Annotated in this window: 21 protein-coding genes; 20 read left to right on the plus strand and 1 reads right to left on the minus strand. The window is 39.9% G+C overall.

Annotated features, from left to right (window positions below; all coding sequences use genetic code 11):
- Window positions 1–22: 22 nt before the first annotated feature.
- The 18 genes from gap to B1H56_RS01070 all read left to right on the plus strand — a co-directional run bounded on the left by gap (window position 23) and on the right by B1H56_RS01070 (window position 21288).
- Window positions 23–1030, plus strand: coding sequence for a type I glyceraldehyde-3-phosphate dehydrogenase (gene gap, locus B1H56_RS00980; protein ID WP_066522024.1), 1008 nt, complete (start codon window positions 23–25; stop codon window positions 1028–1030).
- 655 nt (window positions 1031–1685) lie between these two features.
- Window positions 1686–2465 (plus strand): glucose-1-phosphate cytidylyltransferase, encoded by a 780-nt coding sequence (gene rfbF, locus B1H56_RS00990; RefSeq protein ID WP_066522017.1) that lies wholly within the window; start codon window positions 1686–1688, stop codon window positions 2463–2465.
- Window positions 2444–3517 (plus strand): CDP-glucose 4,6-dehydratase, encoded by a 1074-nt coding sequence (gene rfbG, locus B1H56_RS00995; RefSeq protein ID WP_066522015.1) that lies wholly within the window; start codon window positions 2444–2446, stop codon window positions 3515–3517. Before rfbF ends, rfbG begins: the two co-directional genes overlap by 22 nt.
- Before the next feature lie 4 nt (window positions 3518–3521).
- Window positions 3522–4865, plus strand: coding sequence for a lipopolysaccharide biosynthesis protein RfbH (rfbH, locus tag B1H56_RS01000; protein ID WP_066522013.1), 1344 nt, complete (start codon window positions 3522–3524; stop codon window positions 4863–4865).
- Between the two features lie 17 nt (window positions 4866–4882).
- Complete coding sequence (locus tag B1H56_RS01005) at window positions 4883–6697, plus strand: thiamine pyrophosphate-binding protein (RefSeq protein WP_187161458.1); 1815 nt, start codon at window positions 4883–4885, stop codon at window positions 6695–6697.
- Complete coding sequence (locus B1H56_RS01010; RefSeq protein WP_066522004.1) at window positions 6694–7497, plus strand: aldolase/citrate lyase family protein; 804 nt, start codon at window positions 6694–6696, stop codon at window positions 7495–7497. The genes B1H56_RS01005 and B1H56_RS01010 overlap by 4 nt, the downstream gene beginning before the upstream one ends.
- A 2-nt stretch (window positions 7498–7499) precedes the next feature.
- The gene (locus B1H56_RS01015) at window positions 7500–8312 is read left to right on the plus strand and encodes an HAD-IIA family hydrolase (RefSeq protein WP_242862055.1); all 813 of its coding nucleotides are present in this window, start codon (window positions 7500–7502) and stop codon (window positions 8310–8312) included.
- Window positions 8309–9241 (plus strand): NAD-dependent epimerase/dehydratase family protein, encoded by a 933-nt coding sequence (locus B1H56_RS01020; protein ID WP_066739997.1) that lies wholly within the window; start codon window positions 8309–8311, stop codon window positions 9239–9241. The genes B1H56_RS01015 and B1H56_RS01020 overlap by 4 nt, the downstream gene beginning before the upstream one ends.
- Complete coding sequence (locus tag B1H56_RS01025) at window positions 9228–10187, plus strand: glycosyltransferase family 2 protein (RefSeq protein WP_066521997.1); 960 nt, start codon at window positions 9228–9230, stop codon at window positions 10185–10187. The genes B1H56_RS01020 and B1H56_RS01025 overlap by 14 nt, the downstream gene beginning before the upstream one ends.
- Before the next feature lie 4 nt (window positions 10188–10191).
- The gene (locus B1H56_RS01030; RefSeq protein ID WP_147554711.1) at window positions 10192–11406 is read left to right on the plus strand and encodes a lipopolysaccharide biosynthesis protein; all 1215 of its coding nucleotides are present in this window, start codon (window positions 10192–10194) and stop codon (window positions 11404–11406) included.
- Between the two features lie 50 nt (window positions 11407–11456).
- Window positions 11457–12290 (plus strand): LicD family protein, encoded by an 834-nt coding sequence (locus tag B1H56_RS01035; protein WP_066521986.1) that lies wholly within the window; start codon window positions 11457–11459, stop codon window positions 12288–12290.
- A gap of 15 nt (window positions 12291–12305) precedes the next feature.
- Window positions 12306–13379: a pyridoxal-phosphate-dependent aminotransferase family protein gene (locus tag B1H56_RS01040; protein WP_066521984.1), complete on the plus strand. Its 1074-nt coding sequence runs from the start codon at window positions 12306–12308 to the stop codon at window positions 13377–13379.
- The gene (locus tag B1H56_RS01045; protein WP_066521982.1) at window positions 13376–14101 is read left to right on the plus strand and encodes a phosphocholine cytidylyltransferase family protein; all 726 of its coding nucleotides are present in this window, start codon (window positions 13376–13378) and stop codon (window positions 14099–14101) included. The genes B1H56_RS01040 and B1H56_RS01045 overlap by 4 nt, the downstream gene beginning before the upstream one ends.
- A gap of 3 nt (window positions 14102–14104) precedes the next feature.
- Window positions 14105–15250 carry a Coenzyme F420 hydrogenase/dehydrogenase, beta subunit C-terminal domain gene (locus tag B1H56_RS01050; protein ID WP_066521977.1) on the plus strand — a complete coding sequence of 382 codons (1146 nt, stop codon included), beginning with the start codon at window positions 14105–14107 and terminating at the stop codon, window positions 15248–15250.
- A 2-nt stretch (window positions 15251–15252) separates the two neighbouring features.
- The gene (locus B1H56_RS01055; RefSeq protein ID WP_066521976.1) at window positions 15253–16440 is read left to right on the plus strand and encodes a polysaccharide pyruvyl transferase family protein; all 1188 of its coding nucleotides are present in this window, start codon (window positions 15253–15255) and stop codon (window positions 16438–16440) included.
- A gap of 20 nt (window positions 16441–16460) precedes the next feature.
- Window positions 16461–17195 carry a class I SAM-dependent DNA methyltransferase gene (locus B1H56_RS01060; RefSeq protein ID WP_066521974.1) on the plus strand — a complete coding sequence of 245 codons (735 nt, stop codon included), beginning with the start codon at window positions 16461–16463 and terminating at the stop codon, window positions 17193–17195.
- Window positions 17196–17766: 571 nt separating this feature from the next.
- Window positions 17767–18999 carry a hypothetical protein gene (locus B1H56_RS01065; RefSeq protein ID WP_066521972.1) on the plus strand — a complete coding sequence of 411 codons (1233 nt, stop codon included), beginning with the start codon at window positions 17767–17769 and terminating at the stop codon, window positions 18997–18999.
- A gap of 6 nt (window positions 19000–19005) precedes the next feature.
- Window positions 19006–21288 carry a glycosyltransferase family 87 protein gene (locus B1H56_RS01070; protein ID WP_066521969.1) on the plus strand — a complete coding sequence of 761 codons (2283 nt, stop codon included), beginning with the start codon at window positions 19006–19008 and terminating at the stop codon, window positions 21286–21288.
- Window position 21289: 1 nt separating this feature from the next.
- On the opposite strand, the gene B1H56_RS01075 is transcribed toward B1H56_RS01070, so the two are convergent.
- A complete protein-coding gene (locus B1H56_RS01075; RefSeq protein ID WP_066521967.1) occupies window positions 21290–23077 on the minus strand; it encodes an ArnT family glycosyltransferase in 1788 nt (595 codons plus the stop codon).
- Window positions 23078–23282: 205 nt separating this feature from the next.
- On the opposite strand from B1H56_RS01075, the gene wecB reads away from it, so the two are divergent.
- Both wecB and B1H56_RS01085 read left to right on the plus strand, forming a co-directional pair.
- Window positions 23283–24401 (plus strand): non-hydrolyzing UDP-N-acetylglucosamine 2-epimerase, encoded by a 1119-nt coding sequence (gene wecB / locus B1H56_RS01080; RefSeq protein ID WP_066522255.1) that lies wholly within the window; start codon window positions 23283–23285, stop codon window positions 24399–24401.
- A 4-nt stretch (window positions 24402–24405) separates the two neighbouring features.
- On the plus strand, window positions 24406–25212 hold the full coding sequence (locus B1H56_RS01085; protein WP_066521963.1) for an ABC transporter permease: 807 nt from the start codon (window positions 24406–24408) through the stop codon (window positions 25210–25212).
- The last annotated feature ends 5 nt before the right edge of the window (window positions 25213–25217 follow it).

The following is a 25217-nucleotide window of genomic DNA, read 5'->3' on the forward strand; positions in this document are numbered from 1 at the left end:
AATTTAGGAGGTTTTTTACATTATGGCTATCAAAGTTGGTATCAACGGTTTTGGTCGTATCGGCAGACTGGTTTTCCGTGCTTCGACGAAAAACCCAAACATTCAGGTGGTGGGGATTAATGATCCGTTTATCGATCCTAACTATATGGAATATATGCTCAAATATGACACCGTTCACGGCCGTTTTGACGGGGAAGTTTCCCATAAAGACGATGCGATCGTTGTAAATGGCAATGAAATCAAAGTGTTCGACAAAATGAATCCGGTTGAGATCCCGTGGGGCGAGATCGGTGCGGATTATATTGTAGAATCTACAGGTGTATTTACAACGAAAGAAAAAGCGCAGGCTCACATTGAGGCGGGTGCAAAACAGGTTGTTATCTCAGCGCCTTCCGCAGATGCTCCGATGTTCGTAATGGGCGTTAATAACAAAACATATGATCCGTCCATGACGATCGTTTCGAACGCCTCCTGCACGACGAACTGCCTGGCTCCTCTGGCGAAGGTTATCAACGACAAGTTCGGCATCAAGGAAGGCCTGATGACGACGGTACACGCCACGACGGCGACCCAGAAGACGGTTGACGGTCCTTCGAAGAAAGACTGGAGAGGCGGCAGGGGCGCTGCGTTCAACATCATTCCGTCTTCCACAGGCGCTGCGAAAGCGGTCGGCAAGGTTATCCCGGAGCTGAACGGCAAGCTTACCGGCATGGCGTTCCGCGTACCGACTGCTGACGTTTCGGTTGTAGACCTCACCTGCGTGCTTGAGAAAGGCGCTTCCTACGACGAAATCAAAGCGGCTATGAAGGCTGCTTCCGAATCCGAAGAGTTCAAGGGCATCATCGGCTACACCGAAGACGCTGTCGTATCCTCCGACTTCATCACGGACGCAAGAACGTCCATCTTTGATGCGGGCGCCGGCATCAGCCTCAATGACAACTTCGTGAAGCTTGTCGCATGGTATGACAACGAGTGGGGCTATTCCAACAAAGTGCTGGATTTGATTTCTTATATCGATTCTGTGAAATAAGGTATCATAAAAGCACTCGCAGGAATGCGATAGCAAAGCGGTTTTGCGCGTAAGGCACAGCGGATTACGGAAAAGACAAAAATGTGAAGACAACGGTTCGGGTTTTCGTAACTGCAGGGTGTGAAACACAAAAAGCCGCATAAAAATGCAAGAAAAGCATCTTTTCAATAGGACGAATGTTCAAAAGAAAGGATGCTTTTTTGTATGCCCTGCGCGGCGCATCTTGAATTTTTGTGCAGCGCCGCCGACTTCGATGAACCATATGTTCTATCTCATCCGGCGGCGCTTTGAAAAATCCAACCTGCATCCACGCATTGTATACAAAAACAAGGAACATGGAATGCTGTTAAAAGATTTATTGATGGAGTATGTGTTTAACTGCCAATGCCGCAAGTTGTCTGATTGAAAGCGTATAAATGTTACTTTAAATACGCATATGAAGAACAGTATACGGATAAGCTGGTTACCGAACGAATCAGGAATGGCTGTAGGGGATAATATATCAGTATGACAAAAACAGCCGCCTGCTATCTTACTTAAATTTAGAAAGATTTGGGAGTTTCTCATAGTAGAATTGAAAGAAGATAGTATTGATGATATAATAAAAATACTTATTTTTGATGGGAAATAATCTATGGATTGTATGAGGTAGCGGATGAAAGTAGTGATTTTAGCAGGGGGATTTGGAACGCGTATCAGCGAAGAATCCCATCTGAAGCCAAAACCGATGGTAGAGATTGGCGATAAACCGATCCTTTGGCATATTATGAAATATTATTCTGCTTTCGGATTTAATGATTTTATTATTTGCCTAGGATATAAGGCCTATATTATCAAAGAGTTTTTTGCAGACTATTATTTACATATGTCGGATATCACATTTGATTTCAGGAATGAGAATAAAATGATCGTGCATGATAATTTCGCTGAACCATGGAGAGTGACCTTGGTAGATACGGGATTGAACACGATGACGGGGGGAAGAATTAAAAGGGTACGCGATTATGTCGGGGATGAATCCTTTATGCTGACCTATGGGGATGGGGTTGCTGATGTAGATATCAAAGCACTTCTTGAATTCCATAAAAAGCATGGGAAAATTGCGACAATGACAGCCATCCGCCCCAGCGGAAGGTTCGGAATATTGGATATTGAACAAGGAAATGCAATCACGTCATTCCGTGAAAAATCCCAGGAAGATATGGGGCTTATTAATGGCGGATTTATGGTTTTGGAACCGGGAATATTTGACTTTATCGAGGGGGATAATACAGTGCTGGAACGGGAGCCGCTTGAGAAGCTAGCCCGGCAACGTGAATTGATGGCTTTTAAGCACGATGGGTTCTGGCAGTGTATGGATACATTGCGTGATAAGAAATTACTGGACGAGTTGCTTGCAGAAGATAAAGCACCATGGAAGGTTTGGGAAGATTGATGTTTCAAAGAGATTTTTTTCAGGAGAAGCGCGTGTTCCTTACTGGCCATACGGGCTTTAAAGGCTCTTGGATGTGTGAATTATTGCTGCTCTGCGGAGCAAAAGTCACCGGATTTGCGTTAGAGCCGCCGACAGATCCGGCGCTTTTTGACCTGATGGGAATTGATAAGGATATTTGCTCTATAACCGGGGATATACGTGATTTAAGTCGACTGGAGAAAGCCGTGCAACAGGCAGACCCACAAATTGTGATCCATATGGCGGCGCAGCCGATTGTAAGGGATTCCTATAACGATCCGGTATATACGTATGAGACCAACGTAATGGGAACGGTCAACGTACTTGAAAGTATGCGGAGTGTCGGCAGTGTGCGGTCCTTTTTGAATGTTACGACTGATAAAGTATACAAAAATAATGAGTGGGAGTGGGGATATCGTGAAGCAGATGAATTGAATGGATATGATCCCTACTCCAATTCCAAATCTTGCTCTGAATTAGTAACAGATAGCTACAAGAAATCTTTTTTTCGTGACACATGTACTGCGATATCAACGGCGCGGGCTGGCAATGTGATTGGCGGCGGAGATTTTGCAAACGACCGTATCATACCCGATTGTGTACGGGCGGCGATGCAAAACAAAGAAATTGTTGTGCGCAATCCTTATTCCACCCGGCCTTATCAGCATGTACTTGAACCCCTATGTGCCTATTTGACGATTGCCCAAGCACAATATGAGGACAGGACTTGTGAAGGCAGTTATAATATTGGCCCGGATTATGCCGATTGTGTAACAACCGGAGAGCTTGCGACACTGTTTTGTAATGCGTGGGACGGGATCGGATGGACTGATTGCAGTGAAGAAAACGCCGTGCATGAAGCAAACTTTTTAAAGCTCGATTGCTCACGAGTAAAATCAGTATTTGGAGTGGCGCCTAAATGGAATGTGAAAAAGGCGATCGAAAAAACGGTGGAGTGGTCGAAATGTTGGCAAGCGGGCGGCGATGTGGAAGAATGTATGAAAAAGCAAATTTTGGAATATCTGGAAGGATAATGGGATGTTTGGAAATAAAACAGAACAGCAGGCGCGGGAAGAAATTTTAAAGAGCGTCAGGGAATATTGCAAAAAATATAAACTGGGGAAGAAAACGTTTTGTGAGGGTGACCGCATTACTTATGCAGCCCGCGTGTACGACGAACGGGAAATGGAAAACCTTGTGGACAGCGCGCTGGAGTTCTGGCTGACTACGGGAAAATATGCCGACAGGTTTGAAAAAGATTTCTCCGAATTCTTGGGTGTAAAATATTGTTCGCTGGTAAATTCAGGATCTTCGGCCAACTTGCTTGCTTTTATGGCGCTCACCTCTCCCTTACTGAAGGGAAAAAGGATTTTGCCAGGAGATGAAGTCATTACTGTGGCGGCAGGATTTCCTACAACAGTAGCCCCCATTATTCAGTATGGTGCGGTTCCCGTTTTTATCGATATGACGATACCGCAGTATAATCTTGATACCAAGATGCTGGATGCGGCTTTATCGGATAAAACAAAGGCAGTTTTTGCAGCGCATACACTGGGGAATCCATTTGACTTAAAAACTGTAAAAGAGTTTTGTGATAGAAACGGCCTGTGGCTCATTGAGGACAACTGCGATGCGCTTGGCTCAAAGTATTGCCTCGATGGAGAGATGAAATTTACGGGAACGATCGGAGACATTGGAACGTCCAGTTTTTATCCGCCCCATCATATGACGATGGGAGAAGGCGGAGCTGTCTATACGAACGATGCCCTATTGCATAAAATAGTAAATTCGCTTCGGGATTGGGGACGCGACTGTGTGTGTCCATCTGGGCATGACAATGTTTGCGGGCATCGGTTTGATAGACAATATGGAGAACTGCCGTTTGGATACGACCATAAATATGTATATTCTCATTTCGGCTATAATTTGAAAGTAACGGATATGCAGGCGGCTGTGGGATGTGCACAGCTTGAAAAATTCCCGTCTTTTATTGAAAAAAGGCGGAAAAATTGGCAAAGACTGCGGGATGGTCTTTCGGATATGGAGGACCAGCTCATTTTGCCTGAGCCGGAAAGAAATTCTGAACCGAGCTGGTTTGGCTTTTTGATTACGGTAAGACCGGACGCGAGGATTAGCCGGGAAGAACTTGTGCGGGAAATTGAAGGATACGGTATCCAGACGAGAAATCTATTTGCCGGGAATCTGATCAAACATCCCTGTTTCGATGAGATGCGCGCCTCAGGGAAGGGGTACCGTGTGGCTGGAGAGTTAAAAAACACGGATCGGATCATGAACGATACGTTTTGGATTGGCGTATATCCGGGAATGACGGATAAGATGCTAGACTACATGGTTGAGACGATCAGAAAAGCAATTCAATAAAGCAACAGGAGAAAGACGTGAAGATAAGAGTAGCGGATTATATCGCGAATTTTTTAGCCCAAAATGATATTACACAAATTTTTACCGTGACAGGCGGCGGCGCGATGCATCTAAATGATGCACTGGGAAAAAATAAGGAATTACATTGTACTTATAATCACCATGAGCAGGCTTGCGCAATCGCAGCGGAAAGCTATGCACGCTTAAGCGGCAAAATAGCTGCCGTGTGCGTTACGAGCGGACCGGGAGGCACGAATGCAATTACCGGGGTTCTGGGCGGATGGCTGGATTCGATTCCGATGCTTGTAATTTCAGGGCAAGTGAAATTTGAAACAACGGTGAGGAGTACGGATTTACCATTGCGTCAGCTAGGAGATCAGGAATTTGACATTACTACCTGCGTAAAAACGATGACAAAATATGCAGAAATGGTAACCAATCCAAATAAAATAAGATATCATTTGGAGAAGGCGCTTTATCTGGCGAAGCACGGCAGGAAGGGACCATGTTGGCTCGATATCCCTTTGAATGTACAAGGAGCATTGATAGATACGGAGGATTTGTGCGGGTATGACGGCAAACAGGAAGGGCTTGAGAACATCCCGGAAATTTCAGACGATGTTGTTCTTGATGTCATAGAAAAATTGAAGAACGCCGAACGGCCTGTGATTTTTGCCGGCTCCGCGATTCGTTCTTCCGGAGCGGAAAAAGTGTTTTATGAATTAATCGAACGCTTTAATATTCCGGTGGTGACGGCATGGAATGCTCATGATATTTTATGGGACAATCATCGGCTTTCCTTTGGGCGGCCGGGAACAGTTGGCAATCGTGCTGGAAATTTTGTCGTGCAAAATGCAGATGTGTTGCTTGTGCTTGGATCTAGGCTGAATATTCGCCAAATTAGTTATAATTGGGAAAATTTTGCTGAAAGTGCATATCAGATTATGGTCGATATTGACGAAAATGAACTGAAAAAGCCGACGCTCAGTTTGGATATGCCTATCCATGGAGACGTCGCTGAATTTATGGAAAAGATGCTGAAAGCGAATCAAAGCATTGAACCGAAGGAACAATGGATTACCTACTGCCAAAAAGTAAAAAAAGACTATCCGGTAGTCCGTAAAGAATATCGAAACCGGATCAGCCCGATCAACCCATACGTTTTCATTGATGAACTTACAAAATCTTTGCCGAATGGACAAATTGTTGTATGTGGGAATGGTAGCGCCTGCGTATGCACGTTCCAAGCAGCGAATATCAAAAAAGGACAACGATTATATACGAATTCAGGATGCGCTTCAATGGGCTATGATGTCCCGGCAGCCATAGGAGCCTATCAGGCATCGCATGAAAAAATTGTTTGTCTTGCCGGCGATGGAAGCCTCCAGATGAATATTCAGGAATTGCAGACCATTCGTTATAATAATATGAACATTATTATATTTATACTGAATAATGATGGATATCATTCTATTCGGCAGACGCAGAGTTCTTTTTTTGGGTTGCCGCTTGTTGGCGTGAATCGGGAGTCGGGTGTCGGGTTTCCAAATTTAAATAAAATTGCAGATGCTTATGAAATGCCATACTATAGGTTGGCCACGACAGAAAAAATGGATGCAGCGTTGAAAGAAATATTGGGGAATGACGGCCCTGCGCTTTGTGAAGTGTTGCTTGATCCGGAACAAGCATTTGAACCCAAATTATCTTCCAGGAAGCTTGAAGATGGAACAATGATTTCACCTTCGCTTGAAGATATGTATCCATTTTTAGACAGGAAAGAATTTGAGGAAAATATGATCAAGAACTCGAAGAATGAGAGGGGAAAATTATGAATCTTATCACAAAAGAAATGTTGGAGGTTTTGAAGCAACTCCGGGATGAATACGGGATTCTGGCGGTAAAAGCAGAATTTGAAGCGGAAGGCTCAAGAACTGATGAACTCATTTCTTTGAACGAAGTTGTGTTCCGGGCCGACATGAAGATGTTTATCAAAATTGGTGGATGCGAGGCGGTTCGGGATATGGACCAATGCCGCCTTTTGGGGGCGCGGGGGATCATGGCGCCTATGATTGAGACGCCATTCGCAATGCAGAAATTCTGCGATGCCTCAAATAAGGTGTTTACGGAACATGAGCAAAAAGATATCGAATTTATTATCAATGCGGAAACAGGTGTTGCACTCCAAAATTTTGATGGAATCTTAAAAAAGGGGAATGGTTTATTGGACACAATTTCGATTGGCCGTGTCGACCTTTCGGCTTCGGTGGGGCTTTCCCGAAAAGAAATCAATAGCGAACGGGTTTTTTCCATGGCAAAGGAATTTGCGGAAAAGGCGCTTGCGAGCAATATTAAGGTTGGGTTTGGCGGTGGAATTTCATTTGATGCGATTCCGTTCATACGGAATATGGAACCGTTCGTATCCCGGTTTGAAACACGTAAAATCGTTTTTGATCTGCAAAATTGCAAGGATAAGATGGAGGAGGCAATTCTGTGCGCAATGCAGTTTGAGTATTTGTATCTGAAAGGGAAATGTGCTTTCTATGACAGAATGGCGAAGGAAGACGAAAACAGAATGATCATGCTGAAGCAACGTATCGACGCAGCTGAAGGCAAGGATGCGGACTATTGTTGAAAATGATGATGCGGAACGAACTGATTTCTGAAATAAAGGAAAAAAAAGTCTTTGTATTGGATTTGGACGGAGTATTGTATTTGAACAATACTTTAATTAAGAATGCAGACAAGGCAGTTGCTTTACTGCGTGAAGCTGGATATCGTGTTGCGTTTCTGACGAATAATTCTGGGAAAAGCAGGACGTCAGTTTGTTTAAAACTGAATAAACTGGGAATATTCTGTGATAAAAGCGAAGTTTACACTTCGGTTGACTCGGCAATTCGTTACATTAAGCAAAAAAAACTTGATGAAACTGGAGTCTTTTACGTAGGAAGCGAAGAGATGCGCGAAAGGCTGTGCGAGGCAGATATACAGACAGTCCCGCCGGATGTATGCAGTTGTATCCTGGTTGGATTCAAGAAAAATGTGACATACGATGATGCGGCGCAAGCTATTATTGCGTTACGCCGCAACGTACCTTTTTTAATTTGCAACAGGGATCCATATTTCCCCGATGTGAATGATAAGCTGATGCCTGGATGCGGTTATACGGTTGGAGCAATCGAAGGTTGCTATACACGAAAAGCGGACGTAAACGCCGGAAAACCGGAGCCGCGGGTTCTGAATGTCGTCTGTGACGCATATCATGTTACCCACAATGAACTTGTATTGGTGGGAGACCTATATCATGCGGATATTAAGTTGGCGAAAGAAGCCGGCATCCCGGCGGTATATGTGGGAACGGAAGAATGGATGAAAGATGAACCGGGGGTCCTATGTGCGAAAAGTTTATACCAGTTTGTTCAAAATGACTTACTAAGGAAGAAAATGTGAAAAAAATTATTGTGACGGGGGCAACTGGAATGATTGGGGCCTTTTTGACAAGGTTGGCAGCAATGCAGGGAATCGAAGTGCTTGCTGTTATCCGTCCTGGCTCTTCAAAGCGCGCGAATGTACCAAAGCACCCTAACGTGAAAATTATAGAATGTGATCTTAGTGATTTATCCGGTTTGCCTCCTCAAAAGGGAGAGGACGGCGTATTGTTTCATATGGCATGGGAAAAAACATATGGGAATGGACGAGATGATGTCGCGGCGCAAATGAAAAATATCCAATATACGCTCGATGCGGTTGAGCTCGCGAAGCGTTCTGGTTGCAGTGCTTTTATTGGAGCAGGTTCCCAGGCGGAATACGGACGCATTGCAGACGGAATGCTTTCTCCTTTTCTTCCGGTCGATCCACAGACTGGCTATGGAATTGCGAAATATACGGCTGGAGCGCTCAGCAGGATTTTGTGCAGACAGTATGGAATCAGGCATTGCTGGGGACGTATTTTAAGCGTATATGGACCGATGGATAATCCATATACGCTGATTTCATATTGTGTAGAGAGCTTTTTGCGGGGTCAAGCGCCGGCATTGACAAATTGTGACCAAATATGGGACTATATCTACGGCGCAGATGCCGCCAGAGCGTTTTTGGCGATTGGGGAGTCTGGAAAAGACGGAAGCATATACTGTATTGGCAGCGGAAAGGCTCAAGCGCTTAAGCGGTATATTGAGACGATTCGAGACTCGATTGATACGAAGCTGAAGATTGGGTTTGGCGAACGGGACTATTATCCGAATCAGGTGATGAGAATGCAGGCTGATATCGGGAATTTGACTCAAGATACAGGCTTTTTTCCTGATACGCCCTTTGAGGAAGGCATTAAGCACGCGATTGAGTGGCAGAAAAAGGAAATGGAAAATGAAAAAAATTAGCATTTTGGTGGCATGTTTCAATGAAGTCGAGAATGTAAAACCGCTTTCAGAATCAATAAAAAATGTATTTCAGAAACAATTGCCAAGCTATGACTATGAAATTGTTTTTATTGATAATTACTCTACTGACGGTACGCGGGATTTGCTTGAAGAAATGTGCAAAAATGATGCGCATATTAAAACGATCTTTAATGCCAAGAATTTTGGGCATATTCGTTCCCCTTATTATGGATTACTGCAAACCAGCGGGGATTGTACAATATCATTGTGTGCGGATTTTCAGGATCCACCAGAATTAATTCCCCAATTTGTAAAAGAGTGGGAAAATGGATATAAGATTGTCATCGGCGTTAAAACAAACAGTGAAGAAAATAAGTTTATGTATGCCATCCGTTCGGCTTATTACAAATTAATTAAAAAGATATCCGATGTAGATCAAATCGAACATTTTACCGGCTTCGGGCTTTATGATAAGAGCTTTATCGAAGTGTTGCGTGAGCTTGATGATCCGATGCCTTATATGCGTGGTATTGTAGCGGAATTAGGGCCGGAACGTAAAGAAATACCTTATGAACAGCCAAAACGCAAAGCAGGAAAGACAAAAAATAATTTTTATACATTGTATGATATGGCAATGCTTGGAATCACGTCTTATTCAAAAGTTATTTTAAGACTGGCTACGATCATCGGATTTATTTTTTCGGCAGCGAGTTTTGTAATTGCTATTATTTACTTGATTTTAAAGCTGGTTAACTGGGATAATTTTGCGGCAGGGACGGCCCCAATCCTGATTGGCTTATTCTTGATCGGCTCTTTGCTGATGTTCTTCATCGGTTTCTTGGGGGAATATATTTTGAACATTAATACGCGCGTTATGAAGCGGCCGCTTGTAGTGGAAGAAAAACGAATCAATTTTGATGGAGCGGAAGAACGGAATAAAAAATAATTATATGAAACCAAAATTTAAACTAAGCTTTGCCAAAGATCTTTCATATAACGTTTTAGCTGTGGTGATCATGAATGTGGTCATCCAGTTTGCTGTTTACCCTTATTTGAACAAGATGATGGGGGAAGAAGCGTTTGGCACAGTTCTTTATCTGATGTCAATTGTTGCCATTGTGTCCAATTCGTTTGGAATGGCATTGAACAATACAAGATTGGTAATTAAGCCGAAATTTGAAAGCAAAAATGGCGATTATAATACGCTGATGCTTTTGTTTTGCGTGATTTCTTCGGTTGTCGCACTGATTATTCTGTATACGCTGAATATATTAACGTTGTTTAACGGTATTTTGTTTTGCATATTGGTGATTATGACCTTAATGCGTTATTATTCGGATGTTGAATATAGAATAACATTGAATTTTAAACGCTATTTTGTATATTATATGTTGCTTTCCGCAGGCTATTTAGGGGGCTTGCTACTATATCATTTTACAGGGGATTGGTATTCTACTCTTATATTGGGAGAAACAATAGCGGTTTTATTTGTGATATTTCGTGGAGAAATCTACCGCAAACCCTTTGAGTGTTCGGAAAAACGGAAAACCGTCTGGCGTATGACAATGACGGTTGCTGTTTCTTATTTGGTAAGTAATATTTTGATGAACTTAGACCGCATTGTACTTCAAAATTTTATGGGTGGAGACGCGGTTACTATATTTTATACCGCCTCCTTGCTGGGGAAAACAGTTGCGCTATTGGTCGGGCCCCTGAATGGTGTAATGATAGCTTATTTATCAAACTATCGCGGCGAGTTTACAAGAAGCGTATTTTACAAAGTACTGTGGGGGGTGATTGGGCTTACAGCGGTTTGCTATGTTGGCTGCATCCTGGTTTCTCCATGGTTGATCCAGTTGCTTTATCCAAATGTTTACGAAGCAGCCTCAGGGTTAATTAATATTGCCAACTTGGGACAAGTGTTGCTGTTTTCCTCTACAATGCTGACTGCGGTAATTCTACGGTTTTGCCATGAAAAATACCAGTTTATCATTGTTGTTGTGTATGGAATTATCTATATTGCGCTGGCTATCCCTGCAACTCTATGGTATGGGATTTATGGATTCGCTTATGCAACCCTAATCGCAAATATGTTGCGTTTCCTTTTTATTGTGATTATAGGAACACGGCATAGTATAAATCGCAGGAAGGGCGGCGCGGATTGAAAAAAGAGATATGAAGAAGTATAATAGTAGTTAAATGATAGGGGAGAAGTATGGAACCAATCGAACGGATTCACCAAGTGAATATGGAGCTTTTATTGGAAGTAAAGCGAATATGCGAAAAGCATCATATTAGATATTTTTTGGATGCGGGAACTTTACTTGGGGCAGTGCGCGAACAATCGTTCATCCCTTGGGATGACGATGTGGATATTGTTATGCCGAGGAGCGATTTTGAACGCTTTTCGAAAATTGTGGATCAGGAATTAAGAAAAGAATTTCGGTTCATATTACCGGAAGAACTGCCGAATGACGCATTTTTTGATTGCATTCCAAGAATAGTATATATGAACAGCAGGTTAAAGCATGAAAATGCTGAGACCGCTTATTATGGTAATATGTCTCACCGTATTTCTTTAGACATATTTTTATTGGATAATGTAGCCGAAAGCAAAACAGCACATAAAAAAAATGTGTATCTCCTCAAGATGTTTTATGCCATGCTGATGGGACACCGCTATAAGATAGATTATAAGAAATATAGCTTTATGCAAAAGCTGGTGATTGGCTTTTTTTCTAAAATAGGGAAATTGTTTGCAGTGCCGAATCTGATGAAGCGATACGAGAAAATAGCGCAAAAAGAGAATTCCAAGGAAAGTGAAAAGGCGTTTATATCCAATTATACAATCAATGAAATTGGCTGCGTTTTTGAGAAAGAGTGGTATGAAAAAGATTCTGTTGGTATAATAGATGGATGTGAATTCAGTATTCCAAAAGGCTACGACGGGATATTGACACAATTGTACGGAGATTATATGACGCCTCCCCCTGAACAGGAAAGGGTGACGATGCATTGTGGCGCTAGCGAAGAAATTTGTATATGGTAGCGAAGGAGAAGCAAAATGCTTAATTTTGCGGTAGGGCCAGTCATGATGGAAGAGGAAGTCTTGAAGATTGGCGCAGAACAAATTCCATATTTTCGTACAGAAGAGTTTTCTGAATTGATGTTGGAAAATGAAAAATTGCTTAAATACTGTACGAAAGCTGAAAATGACGCGCGGGTGGTCTTTTTAACTTCCTCGGGAACCGGGGCGATGGAAGCAACCGTTATGAATCTTTTGGGCCAGCAGGATAACGTTCTTGTGATTAATGGCGGAAGTTTTGGAGCGCGTTTTAAACAGCTTTGCCAGCTTCAACGCATTCCGGTGAATGAGGTCAAATTGGATGTGGGCCAAAACATAAGCGACGAGATGCTGGAAAAATTTGACGATGCCAAAATAACGGCTGTTTTAGTAAACAAGCACGAAACGTCGACAGGGGTTTTGTATAATATGGAGGCAATCAAACGATTCTGCCGGAGAAACAACTGCCTTTTAATCGTTGACGCGATCAGCTCTTTTTTGGCAGATCCTTTGAATATGAAAGAGGAGGGAATAGATGCTTTAATTATCGGCTCGCAAAAAGCATTAGCGTTGCCACCAGGAATGGCGTTCGTACTATTAGGAGAAAAAGCTCAGCAAATTGTTCGTCAAAATGAGGTATCATCTTTGTATTTTGCGTTTAAGAGCTATTTGGAAAATGGTGAAAGAGGGCAAACACCCTTTACACCCGCAGTAAGTATACTCCTGCAATTGAATGCAAAACTTCATATGCTTTTGGAGCAAGGCGTTGAAAGAGCAATTGATTCCACAAAGGAAATAGCGGAAGATTTTCGTAGGGGAATCCAAACTATTCCGTCCTTTGAGCTATTGCATTTCAATTTATCAAATGCGCTGACTCCCCTTAAGTGCAATCATTTAAGCGCTAAATATGTCTTTGAAGCGCTCAAGAACGATTATGGCATTTTTATTTGCCCGAACGGAGGGGAATTACAGGATATGGTTTTTAGGGTTGGTCATATTGGGGCAATTACAAGGCAGGATAATGCAAGACTGCTGACAGCATTAAAAAGAGTAGAGGAAGGAAGCAGGTCATGAGGGCATTGATTTTAGCGGCTGGAAAAGGGACGCGAATTGCGCGCGCTCTGAGTGGGCAGCCAAAGTCTATGGTTCATATCGGAGACAGACCATTGATTACCCACACGGTAGAACTTCTAAAAAAAGCAGGGATCGGTCATATCGGGGTAGCAGTGGGCTATCAGCATACAATGATTATGGAAGAAATCCAAAAGTATGAAGTTGAGTTTTTCTATAATCCATTTTTTGATGTGACGAACAGCATTGCTTCTGCGTGGTTCGCAAAAGATTTTATAAGTACAGAAGATGATCTGATGATAATGAACGGCGATCTTTTCATGGAAGAATGCATGCTCAAGAGTATTCTGGGGGAAAAAGCCTCTCCGGTTCTTTTTGCGGACAGCAGCAGAAAAGATGAAGCGGACTATAAATTATGCTATGAAAACGATCTGCTGTTGAAATATGGAAAAGATCTTACGGGAAATGATATAACAGGAGAGTATATAGGAATTGCAAAAATCGGCAGAGAATTCATTCCAACATTCAAAGAGCATTTGGAGTTTATGATAAGCCAGCAAAAGCATGAGGCTTGGTGGGAAGATGTTTTATACGACTTGAGTGGAGAAACCGATATTTATGTAAAAGAACTAACAGAAGGATTTTGGGCAGAGGTCGATTACATTGAAGACTATGAAAGAATTAAGGACTATCAGAAACAATTGTCCCATAAATCAGCGGAGTGAAAAGTGAAAAATATTTTTGAAAAATCCGAATATGAGTGTATAGGATGTGCTATATGTGCAAAGGAGTGTCCTGTCAACTGTCTTGATGTAAAGCTGGATGAATACGGATATTTAAGGGCTGAGTTGATCGGGGAGTGCATTGATTGCGGTGCCTGCCAAAAGGTATGCCCGCGATTTCGTGTTGAAACGCCTGAATTTAATATCTCAGGCGCTTCTTGTTATTATGGTTATAGTAAAGATGCAGAAGTACTGAAAAATTCTACTTCAGGCGGAATCGCATATGAGATATCGAAGTTTTTTTTGCAGCAGGGTTACAAAATAGTCGGCGTTACCTATGATTGTGAAAAAGATGTTGCGAAGCACATAGTGATAGACAATGAAGAGCAAATTAGGCAGATTACAGGATCCAAGTATATCCAAAGCTATACTCTTGAGGCGTTAAACCAGCTTGGAACAAAGCAGAAATATGTGTTTATCGGAACGCCTTGCCAGATTTATAGTATGCGCCAATATATTCGAAAGCATAATATGGAAGAAAATTTTTTGCTGATTGATTTTTTTTGTGGCGGAATCCCCGGATATTTATTATGGGAGCGCTATCTTGAGACCATTCGGCAGGAAATGGATATAGAAAAATTTAAATCAGTGGAATTCCGAAGCAAAAAAATGGGCTGGCATACTTTTTTGATGCGGCTTTCCAATGGAGAAGACGAGTATTTTGGGAAAGATAAGGCCGATCCGTTTATGGATCTATTTTTATCTGGGACCACGCTTATGAACGATTGCTATACATGTGGGTTTCGTTTTAACAAGGTATACGCAGATATCCGGGTAGCAGATTTCTGGGGGAATAAATTTGCGGATAATAACACAGGCGTATCCATGATACTGGCGGTAACGGAACGGGGAAGGCAAGTATGCGCTCAGCTGAAAGATCAAGTAGTCATGGAAAACGTCCCTTATGAATTGATCTATAAACTGAAAGATGGAAAGCATAAGGGAATTATGAAAAAGCCAAAATATCGGGAACGCGTATTGCAGTGGTTAGGTGACGGGAAACCTCTTTCCGAAATTACACTGTTTGTTGACAAGAAGATGAAAATAAGAGATTTTATCGTAAAAATGTATAATAGGGTACTGGGAGGATAAAAGTGAATTTACTTTTACTTGAAGCATGCAATACCTATAATTATGGCTCTATGATGATGGTTGAAAATTTTATACACTATTCTCATCAGAAAGATCCGGAGATTCAATATTATGTAGTGGCAGAAGATGAGGTTCATATAAATCGTATAAAAGAAGCTACTGGTTTGGGAGAACAAATCTTCTATATCAAAGGCGCGGAATTGTTTCGCAATAATTCTGTTATGCGGTCATTTATTCTGAAAAAAATATTTCATGTGGATGTGTATTCTGATCTGATGAAAAAAATGGATAAGATTTTGGTGTTTGGAGGCGACGATTATACCGAGATATATGGAATGAAATATTTGTATCGGCAATTATGCTATACGGACGCTATGAAGCCAAAGGAAACATATATGGCTTTAGTTGGACAGAGCATAGGACCATTCAAAAGAAAATTTACTCGAAACAGGGCATTTAGCCTTTTTGGATTAATGGATATGATTTCCTTAAGGGAGCATGAATCTTATCTTTATCTCAAAAAATATGGATTTTCTAACATTGTAGAAATGACCGATCTTGCACTGTTGCCTTTGGCAAAAGAGGATAGTAAAGCAATAACAAAAGAAAATACAATAATTCTATGCCCCAGTGAATTGATGTATAGGCATGCTAAAAAAATAAGCAGGGAAGAGTTCATAGAATTTAATATTCAGCTTTGCAGGTGCTTATTGAACAAAGGATACAAATTGATCTTGTTGCCGCATGTGTGGGATGATATGATAGGCGGAGATTTGGCTATCACGAAGGAAATTTATCAAGCCGTAGCGGATAAGGAGAATATTTTACTGGTTGAGGAACCTGTCTTACCAGCGCAGATCAGATATATGATCCGTAAGAGCAGATTATTGATCGCGGAGCGGATGCACCCGGCAATTTCCTGCCTTGAATGTGAAACTCCGTCTTTAGTGTTCTCCTATGGGAGAAAGTATGAAGGGATTTTTAAAAAATTATATGGGTTAAATGAGTTATTGATAGATATCAGAGAGTATGATGATATTAAAAGTTTGTTGTCCGATTGCATGAAAAAGCTAGAAAACATTATGCAACAATATGATTTCATTGTTGATAGAATTAAGAAAAAAAATAACGAGGCACAGCCGATTACACGCGAGCATATTTACAATATTGTGGATGCAACCCAGAAATAAAAGAGAGGAAGTAAAGGCGAATGAAAAGAGTATATGGAGAGAAAATTGATATAGACGTTGAAAATGTTAAGAATTTCTGGAATGAACGAAAAAGCAAGTATTCTGAAGAGAATCCGTATGTATCGATACAGTGTAATGATTCTGATCCCGAATATGTAAAAAAATGGGACGCTTTTGAGAAAGAAAATATACTTCCTAAAATGAATATCACAAAAGAAGATAATGTTCTTGATATCGGTTGCGGAATTGGCAGATTAGGCGAAGCCATCATACCAATGTGCAAAAGATATATTGGCGTCGATTTCTCGGACGAATTGCTTGGGATAGCACGGGAACGGATTACCTGTGAAGGAGAGTATGAATTTATAAACGCATGTTTTCAAGAAATTACACAAAATCAGCAAATTTGTGCAAGAGGGTCTTATAGCAAGGTGATTTTAGCAGGAGTTATTATGTATATCAACGATGAAAGCCTGACAAAAGGATTAAAAGATCTAAATAAAATTTTGGCTCCGCAATGTACTATTTTCACAACGGATCCTGTCGGCGTGGAAAAGAGGCTTACGTTGAATCAGTTTTATTCCGATAGCCTTTGCGCCAATTATAGTGTTATCTATAGAAAAGAAGAGGAATATGTGGAATTATTTAAGCCTCTGCTCGAAAAAGGTTTCCATATACATGAAAGTGAATTTATCTTCAAGAATGCTCACCAATATTCGGAAACAGAACGGCATTACTTTATTTTGAAAAGATAAATAAGAGACTAATATGCCGGAATATAGTATTGAAAAATTTCTGAGTAAAATTCTCAGGGCGCCACAAGATTATATGTCTGAATAAACGCTTCATATTCTTCAGGCATTAAATTTTTCATGGCTGCTAACGCATTGGCGGTAGTTAAAACAGGTTGTGGATTTCTGTTTAAATCTCGAATGATCTCGCGAAAGTGCTCTACAAATTGTGGTGACGTCGTGATGTCGGCAAAGTCCGGAGATGGCACAGGATTGACCAGGAGAGGTTTTATGAGGATGGGAGCGAAGCTCAAATACACAACTGAAACGTTACCAGAGAAACGACAACCGTTTTCCGCTGATCGTATTGGGCGGAAAGTCTCTGCTTCAATACTTCAAAGATATTGATTCCGATGTGTAACATATCATTTGACATTGTACATCATACTATAATTAGCGCGTAGACTTTACTATAAAATGTAGTTATACTATAATAGTTCAAGATGCTTAAATTTAAGCATCTTGGCGCAATGACAGGAATAAATATATTATAGGAGCTTTAGTTTTCTGCCGAAAAGCTATAAAAAAGGAAATAATGAAAAGGCAGTTTTTTTCGGAAAAACAGCAGAAGGTTAAAATTTCATATACAAGTTATTTTAATATTACTATGTTAATAAGCTTGATCGGCTTGTTCGTTTGGCTATTTATTACGCATGGACAGAATATAGACATGCTTTTTGCGGATAGTGAAAAAAGCGGTGGTACATTTATGAATTTCTTTGAACCACTTGCAAATGCTGCGATAGACCCTGTGAGAAATTTGGAAAGTTTAACGGCATTTGGGGCTCTTGTTTTTAGCGCGATTGCGTTTCCCATTTCTTCAGAAACAATTTTTGACATCTTGCAGCACAACGTTTATGACATAGTTGGAGAAAAAACGGTAATACTTTATCAGCAATTTATGTTCCCATTACTATTATGTATGTCTATAGGCATCTTACTTATAGCTTTCCTCTTGTTTTATATGAAGAATGGACGCCCTAACGAAAAATGGCTAACAGTTTTTTTGCTAATAAGTTCTTCGCCATTTCTATTTATGCTTGAACGTGCGGATATAGTTTTGTTCGCACTGATTTTACTTCTAATTTTTTTTGTATGGCATGATACAACTCCAAAGTGGCAAGTAGAAATTTCTTTGATCTGTTTGGGAGCGGCGGTTGCCTTAGAACCATTTCTGTTGGTAATTACGGTATTGCTACTGTGTGAACGAAGATATTGGTGTTTTGTGCGTGCGCTTTTATACAGTATATTAATATTTATACTTCCATATTTATTATTAGGCCAATATCAAGAGATAGGCAAAATCCTGCATCAATTATTCTGCGGATATGAAAAAAATATAGGAGATATACGATATATGGTCCAATACGACTATGTAGGACCGTGGGCTTATGTTATTCTGGGAATAAGTATTGTTTCAGCGTTTTTGACGAATAAAATGTGGAAGCGAGTTTTACTTTTATTGTGTAGTGCAATAGGGGTTATGGCTATTGCGCCGCTTTATGTTCTTTCATTTTTGGCAATACCAATCATTTTATTTTTGAAGCAGGAATGTAAAAATAGTATCTACTCTTACATTATTCTAACGTTAATGATACTTATTATGATTTCTAAACCCTGGGGCTACCTATTTGGGGATTTCCCGGTGTCTACATTGGTCGATAAAGTAAGTTTGTTTATTCTTGTTGTGACACTTAATTTGGAAGCAATAACTGGTTGGGCTCGAATTAAATTTAAAATGAGGCGCCGGAAACCAGTAGAAGGATAAATAACTATGGAAATGCAGTCTCGGAATCGTGAAAAAACTTATTACAAGTTGTTATTTTACGTGGCAATGATTGCTGCGATTTTTGTGTTTTTTTGTACGTATTTCATAACGAGGGGGGCGGCTGCTGGCTCCATATTATATATAGACATCCATGATACGTTTATGGATTTCTTTAATAGCGTGGTAAATACTGCAGTTGATCCTTATGCGGATGCGGGCATTATTTATCCACCTTTATGTACCATATTTTATCGGGCAATACTGCATATGATTTCTCCTAATGTTTTTCAGGAAATAATTATTGATGCAACTCCAGCAGCACAGCCCGAAGAGTTGAAATTATTTCAAGGATTTTGGATTCCCTTTATACTTTATGCAGCTATTACCTTTATTATTTTCATTATTGCCTTGGAAAGATTTAAAGGGGGAAAATTATCGGAAAAGATTTTATTTATTGCAGTATTATTACTTTCTAGTCCTGTTTTATTTCTGTTCGAGAGAGGGAATATTCTGTTTGTTGCATTGATTAGCTCTATTCTCTACTTTAGTCTATATGATTCGGAAAAAAAATGGAAACGCGAATTGGCATTGATTTGCCTTGCGGTAGCATTTGCTGTAAAGATATATCCGATTGTATTCGGTGTTCTGTTGCTGCGGGACAAGCGGTGGAAAGAAATACTTCGCTTGATTGTATATTGTATAGTTTTATTTGTATTACCTTTCTTCATGTTTAATGGTTTTGAAAGTATGAAACTATTTATCAAGCAATTAATGGGAGTGTCTTCCAGCCAAGGAACAGCTATGACCTTTGGTGGGCAATTGAATTTTTCTAAAAGTTTTATGTATATAAATGAGATGTTAGGTTGGGATATACCCAATCTACAATCTGCTGCCCAATTTTTCAATTGGCTACTCACAGGCTTGGCAATAATCTCGTTATTTATTTTAAAAGAAAGGTGGAAAGTTGCTGCTGTTGGAGCCGCCCTTATTGCGGGATTTCCCGGAATGAGTATATCTTATGTATTAGTATTTTTTATCATACCTATTGTGTTATTATTAGATAGCAATGAAAGAAATAAAATTTTAAATTATGTATATTTATTTTTTATGATAGTAATGATAATGCCTAAGGTGTTTTTAGATGCTGAGATGGGAGGGGGGAGCCGTTATATTGGTGGGAAACTAGATAGCTTTGCTTTTATGGGGATTGTTTTACTGGCAATAGGAGAATCGGTTATTTATCTTGCCTGCCAGATATCGAAGTGGGGAGAAATTAAAAAGGGCTTCTGCCTTGGGATTATATTAGGCTGTCTCACAGCTGTAATTGTCGTCCAAATATTCGTATGTCCGGGCGCGTGGTATTACACAGAGGATAAATACGAAAAGCTTTTTGGACAAGATTCAAATTTAGTGGCAGTAACGAAAAACAGTAGTGGGAAAATTATGGATCAATATATTAGTGAGACTGAAGCAATGGAAGAATTATTTGGAGAAGAGTATTATTTAGCATTTAATACAGCTGTTTTGGAAGATAATGAAGCGCATTCGGCAAAAAATTTATTATCCCATTTTGATACTGAAAACATAGACGAAACATACTATGATTCGGGTGATATAATTTATTATTATGCAGGACAAGAAAATAACGGGGTAGGAAGCCCTGAAACCTTTTATCACCTCCAATCAGATGAATATGTTCAGATTGCAATACCAATCTATTCATCCAGTCAAAAATTCCTCATTGATTGCTTTATTACCAGCGAAGAAGAATCCTACATTAATTTTATAATAAAAGAGGAAGCAACACGCTGTGGGGAAGATATGGTGACAAGTGTGTCGGTATTACCCGAAACAAAGCATTATTTGATAGAAATTGAAGCACAAGAAGAAAGTACACTGGGAGGTTATCTTATTTTATCCTTTCCTGAGGGAATTTATACTATTGAACAATTAAAAATTTTCCCTGTAGATGATCCGGTAAAAACGTTTAAGGAAGAGAGAAAAAATAATCAATGGGAAATAGAAGTGACACAGCCAGTCGTATTTAGTACAGAGCACGTATACGATGATATAAAAGAATTTTTAATTGATGGAGAATCAAGGGAGCCAATCAAAGTAAATGGAAGATATGCGGGTATTTATGTGTATCCTGATGATAGTCAAATACAGGTAATTAAAAAGCCATTGGGGATTAAAGTAGGCCTTAGCTTTTTGATTATTGTAACGGGAGCCGCTACTATTATTTGGAGAGGAATACATAACAGAAAAAAAAGCAGAAAACCAAAGTGATTTATGGCTTATTTACTTGAGCGGGAACCTTTCTATATAATCCCACAGTTCCATCTAATCCACGTTGAACAAATGAACGCGAGAATGTACGGAACAATTTGAAACCGTAACCGCTTTCGGCAAATATCTGTTCATTCAGATGCTGTTCATAGCTTGAGGCCGCATAGTCAAAATAGTATTGTATCAATGGAGACTTTGCATATTCTGCCTTCTGAAGCTGTGTAGTAACAAGCGGATAAATATCATTATAGAGTGAATATTCATATACATAAGGCCCCATTACATAATTGGATTGAACCGCATTGCCCAGATCAATGGCAACTTGCTTTTCTGTGTACTGCTGATTGCAATACACTTGTGAGAATGAAAAATAGATGTTAATAAAAAAGGAGCCAAACAAAGCAATAGCCAGCGCAATATATCCCAGTTTTTTGATAGACGTTTTTTTAAGGAACGTACAGTAAAGACATAATAGACCAGCACTACATTGTATAATGGAAGAAAGAATTAAAATATTCAAATCGGGAGTTGAAAAATCAGCGGCATATACATCAAAACGTACGCGAAATGCTTTCCAGAGAATTAAAATGACAACAACAGAAAAGAGAGCAAATAACATATGAGTTACTATATTTTTTTTGTGTTGAAGCATTTGACGAAAAGATTCTGTTTTGTAAAAAGCAAGCATAATATTGATAAATAGTAAAGGAAAGATTACAATGCTTTTGCGCATAATATAATCTTCTGAAAAGGTAGTTTGGAGCAAAAGGCCCAAAATGGCGCCGATTATAAAAGCATACTCCAAATTTTTCTCATTCAATAGAATACGGATATTAACAATCAGAGCCCACAATGTGAGAATTAAAAGCAGAGGATTATAAAAAAATATATTTGAAGTGAAAAAAGCAACTATATTCTTTAAGAATAATAGAGGGGATACATTCTGCGTAATAATCGTATAATCTTGTATCTGGGCAAAAGTGGAGAAAGCATCAAAAAGATTTTGGACAGCGGTAGTATTCCAAACTATGCGATAGTACAACTCTGCCAAGAAAAGAGCAGCAGCAGCGCCTAAACAATAAAATAGAAATGCGTACATCCATTTTTTTCTATCTCTCCGGAGAATTAAGACGATACATATTGCTAGGCCAATGACTAAAACAAAAAAATTAGATAAATATACAAAAAAAATTGAGGACACACTTAAAAAGGCAAGCCAGAAGTAACGCATTCGGTTAGAGTGCCGTTGCCTCAGGAAAATATAGAATGTAAGCAAGGTGAAAAAGCAACGAAAAATACTGGGCTCAAATTGACGGCTTGCAGTTAGAAAGATAAAATCTACACACAGATATGCTAAAATTACAAGCAAGGCAACACGATATTTTTTTTGATTCTCACCCAATAGATGATTTAGATTTCGAATACTAAGCGCTAGAAGAATAAAGATGCTGATTGCACAGAAAACAGAGGGCATACGCATACCATAGAAGTTATTGCCAAATAGTTGAAAAGATATATACTGAAGTGCGTTTCCCAGAGCATTTGAACGGAAATGAGGGGACGTCCACAGTTCAAATCCATCGGCTGTGGTATGAAGATCTCCATAATGGGTTAAATTAATCGCAACAGTTGAGTAAGCGCCTTCATCGATTGGCTGATACATTGCAAGGCCAAGGTTAGGTACATCTTTTTCCAAATCAATTCCCCGCATACAAAATAGAACCATTAAAATCAAAAAAACGATAAATACGGTATATTGTTTGCGAAGCGACGGCTTGAGTAGATTCATGTATTAACCTCAAAATATATTATTATAAGCTAAACTAATTATAAGTGATAAATCACTTTGGTTCAAGAAAAATGGTGAGTAGCAGTTAACTTAAAAGGTCAATCGATATAAAATATATTACCACTATATCAAGGAGAGAAATGACGGGAGGAAGAAAATATGGTATAATGTAAAACATAAAGAGCAAAGGATATTGGTAATAAAGATGATAAAAGTTTTAAGCGTTTTCGGTACCCGGCCGGAAGCAATTAAGATGTGTCCGCTTGTAAAGGAGATGGAGCTTTGCAGTGAGATGGAAAGCGTAGTCTGCATTACGGCACAGCATCGGCAAATGCTGGATCAGGTACTTGAAGTATTTGAGATAAGGCCAGACTATGATTTGAATGTTATGAGCAGATGTCAGACGCTTTTTGATATTACCGCTAAAGTAATTTGCGGTTTAAAAGAGGTGCTTGAGGACAGTCATCCGGATATTGTTTTAGTACACGGAGATACGACGACCAGTTTTGCGGCGGCGTTGGCTGCTTTTTATTGTAGAATACCGGTTGGACATGTAGAAGCGGGGCTGCGCACATACGACAAGTATTCGCCATTCCCGGAGGAGATGAACCGTACACTTACAGGCGATATTGCGGAGTTGCATTTTTCTCCTACTACACAAAATAAAGATAATCTTCTTTGTGAAAATATCCAAAAAAATATATTTGTGACGGGCAATACTGTTATCGACGCATTCAAGACAACGGTGCGGGATACTTATGTATTTGAAAATGAAGCATTGAATACCCTGCCTTTCGGAGAGAAAAGGTTTGTACTCATGACGGCACATCGACGTGAGAATCTTGGCAAACCTCTTGAAAATATATGTAAAGCCGTGCTCCGGCTGGCGGAGAAATATACGGATATTCATTTTGTGTATCCGGTACATCTGAATCCGGCGGTCAGAAAAACGGTATTTGCATATCTTGATGGTAAAAAAAATATTACATTGCTTGACCCCGTTTCGGTGGCGGATATGCATAACATGATGGCGCGCAGCTTTCTTGTGATGACGGATTCGGGCGGTTTACAGGAGGAAGCGCCTTATTTCGGGATACCTGTATTGGTCATGCGTACAGAAACAGAACGGCCGGAAGCTGTTGAAATGGGTACGGTACGCGTTGTTGGCGTAAAGGAGGAAGATATTGTTGCGGCAGCTGAACATTTGATAAATGATGCCACTGAATATGACAAGATGGCTCAGGCAGTCAATCCTTATGGCGATGGACATGCAAGCGAGCGGATCATTGATGCGATTTTAAAGTGGGCAAAGGAAGAAAAGTAATTTCATGAAAATATTTCGGAATGTAGGAAGTTTTATTGCAGATATTTTTGTAAATAGGCGCCTTGTACTTGCGCTGACGAAAAAAGACGTAAAGAGGAGATACGCCGGTGCAATATTTGGCAATCTATGGTCTTTTGTAACGCCGTTGCTCCAGATTATTGTCTATTGGTTTGTCTTTGGCTTTGTTTTTAACAGTGGCCCTGTGAATGGGGTGCCCTATGCTCTATGGTTCATATGTGGAATTGTTCCATGGCTATTTGTTTCGGAAGCAATCAGTTCTTCAAGCAATAGTTTTACAGAATATAGTTATTTGGTCAAAAAGGTTATTTTTAATGTTAATATTTTACCTTTGGTGAAAATATTTTCCTCTATGTTTGTCCACATTTGTTTTATGATTTTGGTTTTTGTGGTTGCTATGTGTTTAGGGTATTTTCCAACCCTGTATACTATACAGCTTATTTATTATATGTTTTGTTCTGTTATGTTAGTGTTTGCGATTGGCTTGATTTTTTCGTCTGTTATGGTGTTCTTCCGGGACATGAATCAGCTTATTGGAATTTTCATTATGATAGGTATGTGGATGACCCCTATCGCATGGCAGGTGAGTATCCTGAAAGGGTATGCTTGGGTCGAAAATTTGAATCCTTTCTTTTATATTATTGAGGGATACCGTGACAGTTTACTGTCACGGGCATGGTTCTTTGAGCATGGAGAGGTCACGCTTTACTTCTGGATATTCACTGGAATATTGTTTGTGATTGGAATTACGATATATAATAAACTGAAACCCCATTTTGCGGATGTATTATAAGGAGC

This window comes from Christensenella minuta (assembly GCF_003628755.1).
Taxonomy (GTDB): Bacteria; Bacillota; Clostridia; order Christensenellales; family Christensenellaceae; genus Christensenella; species Christensenella minuta.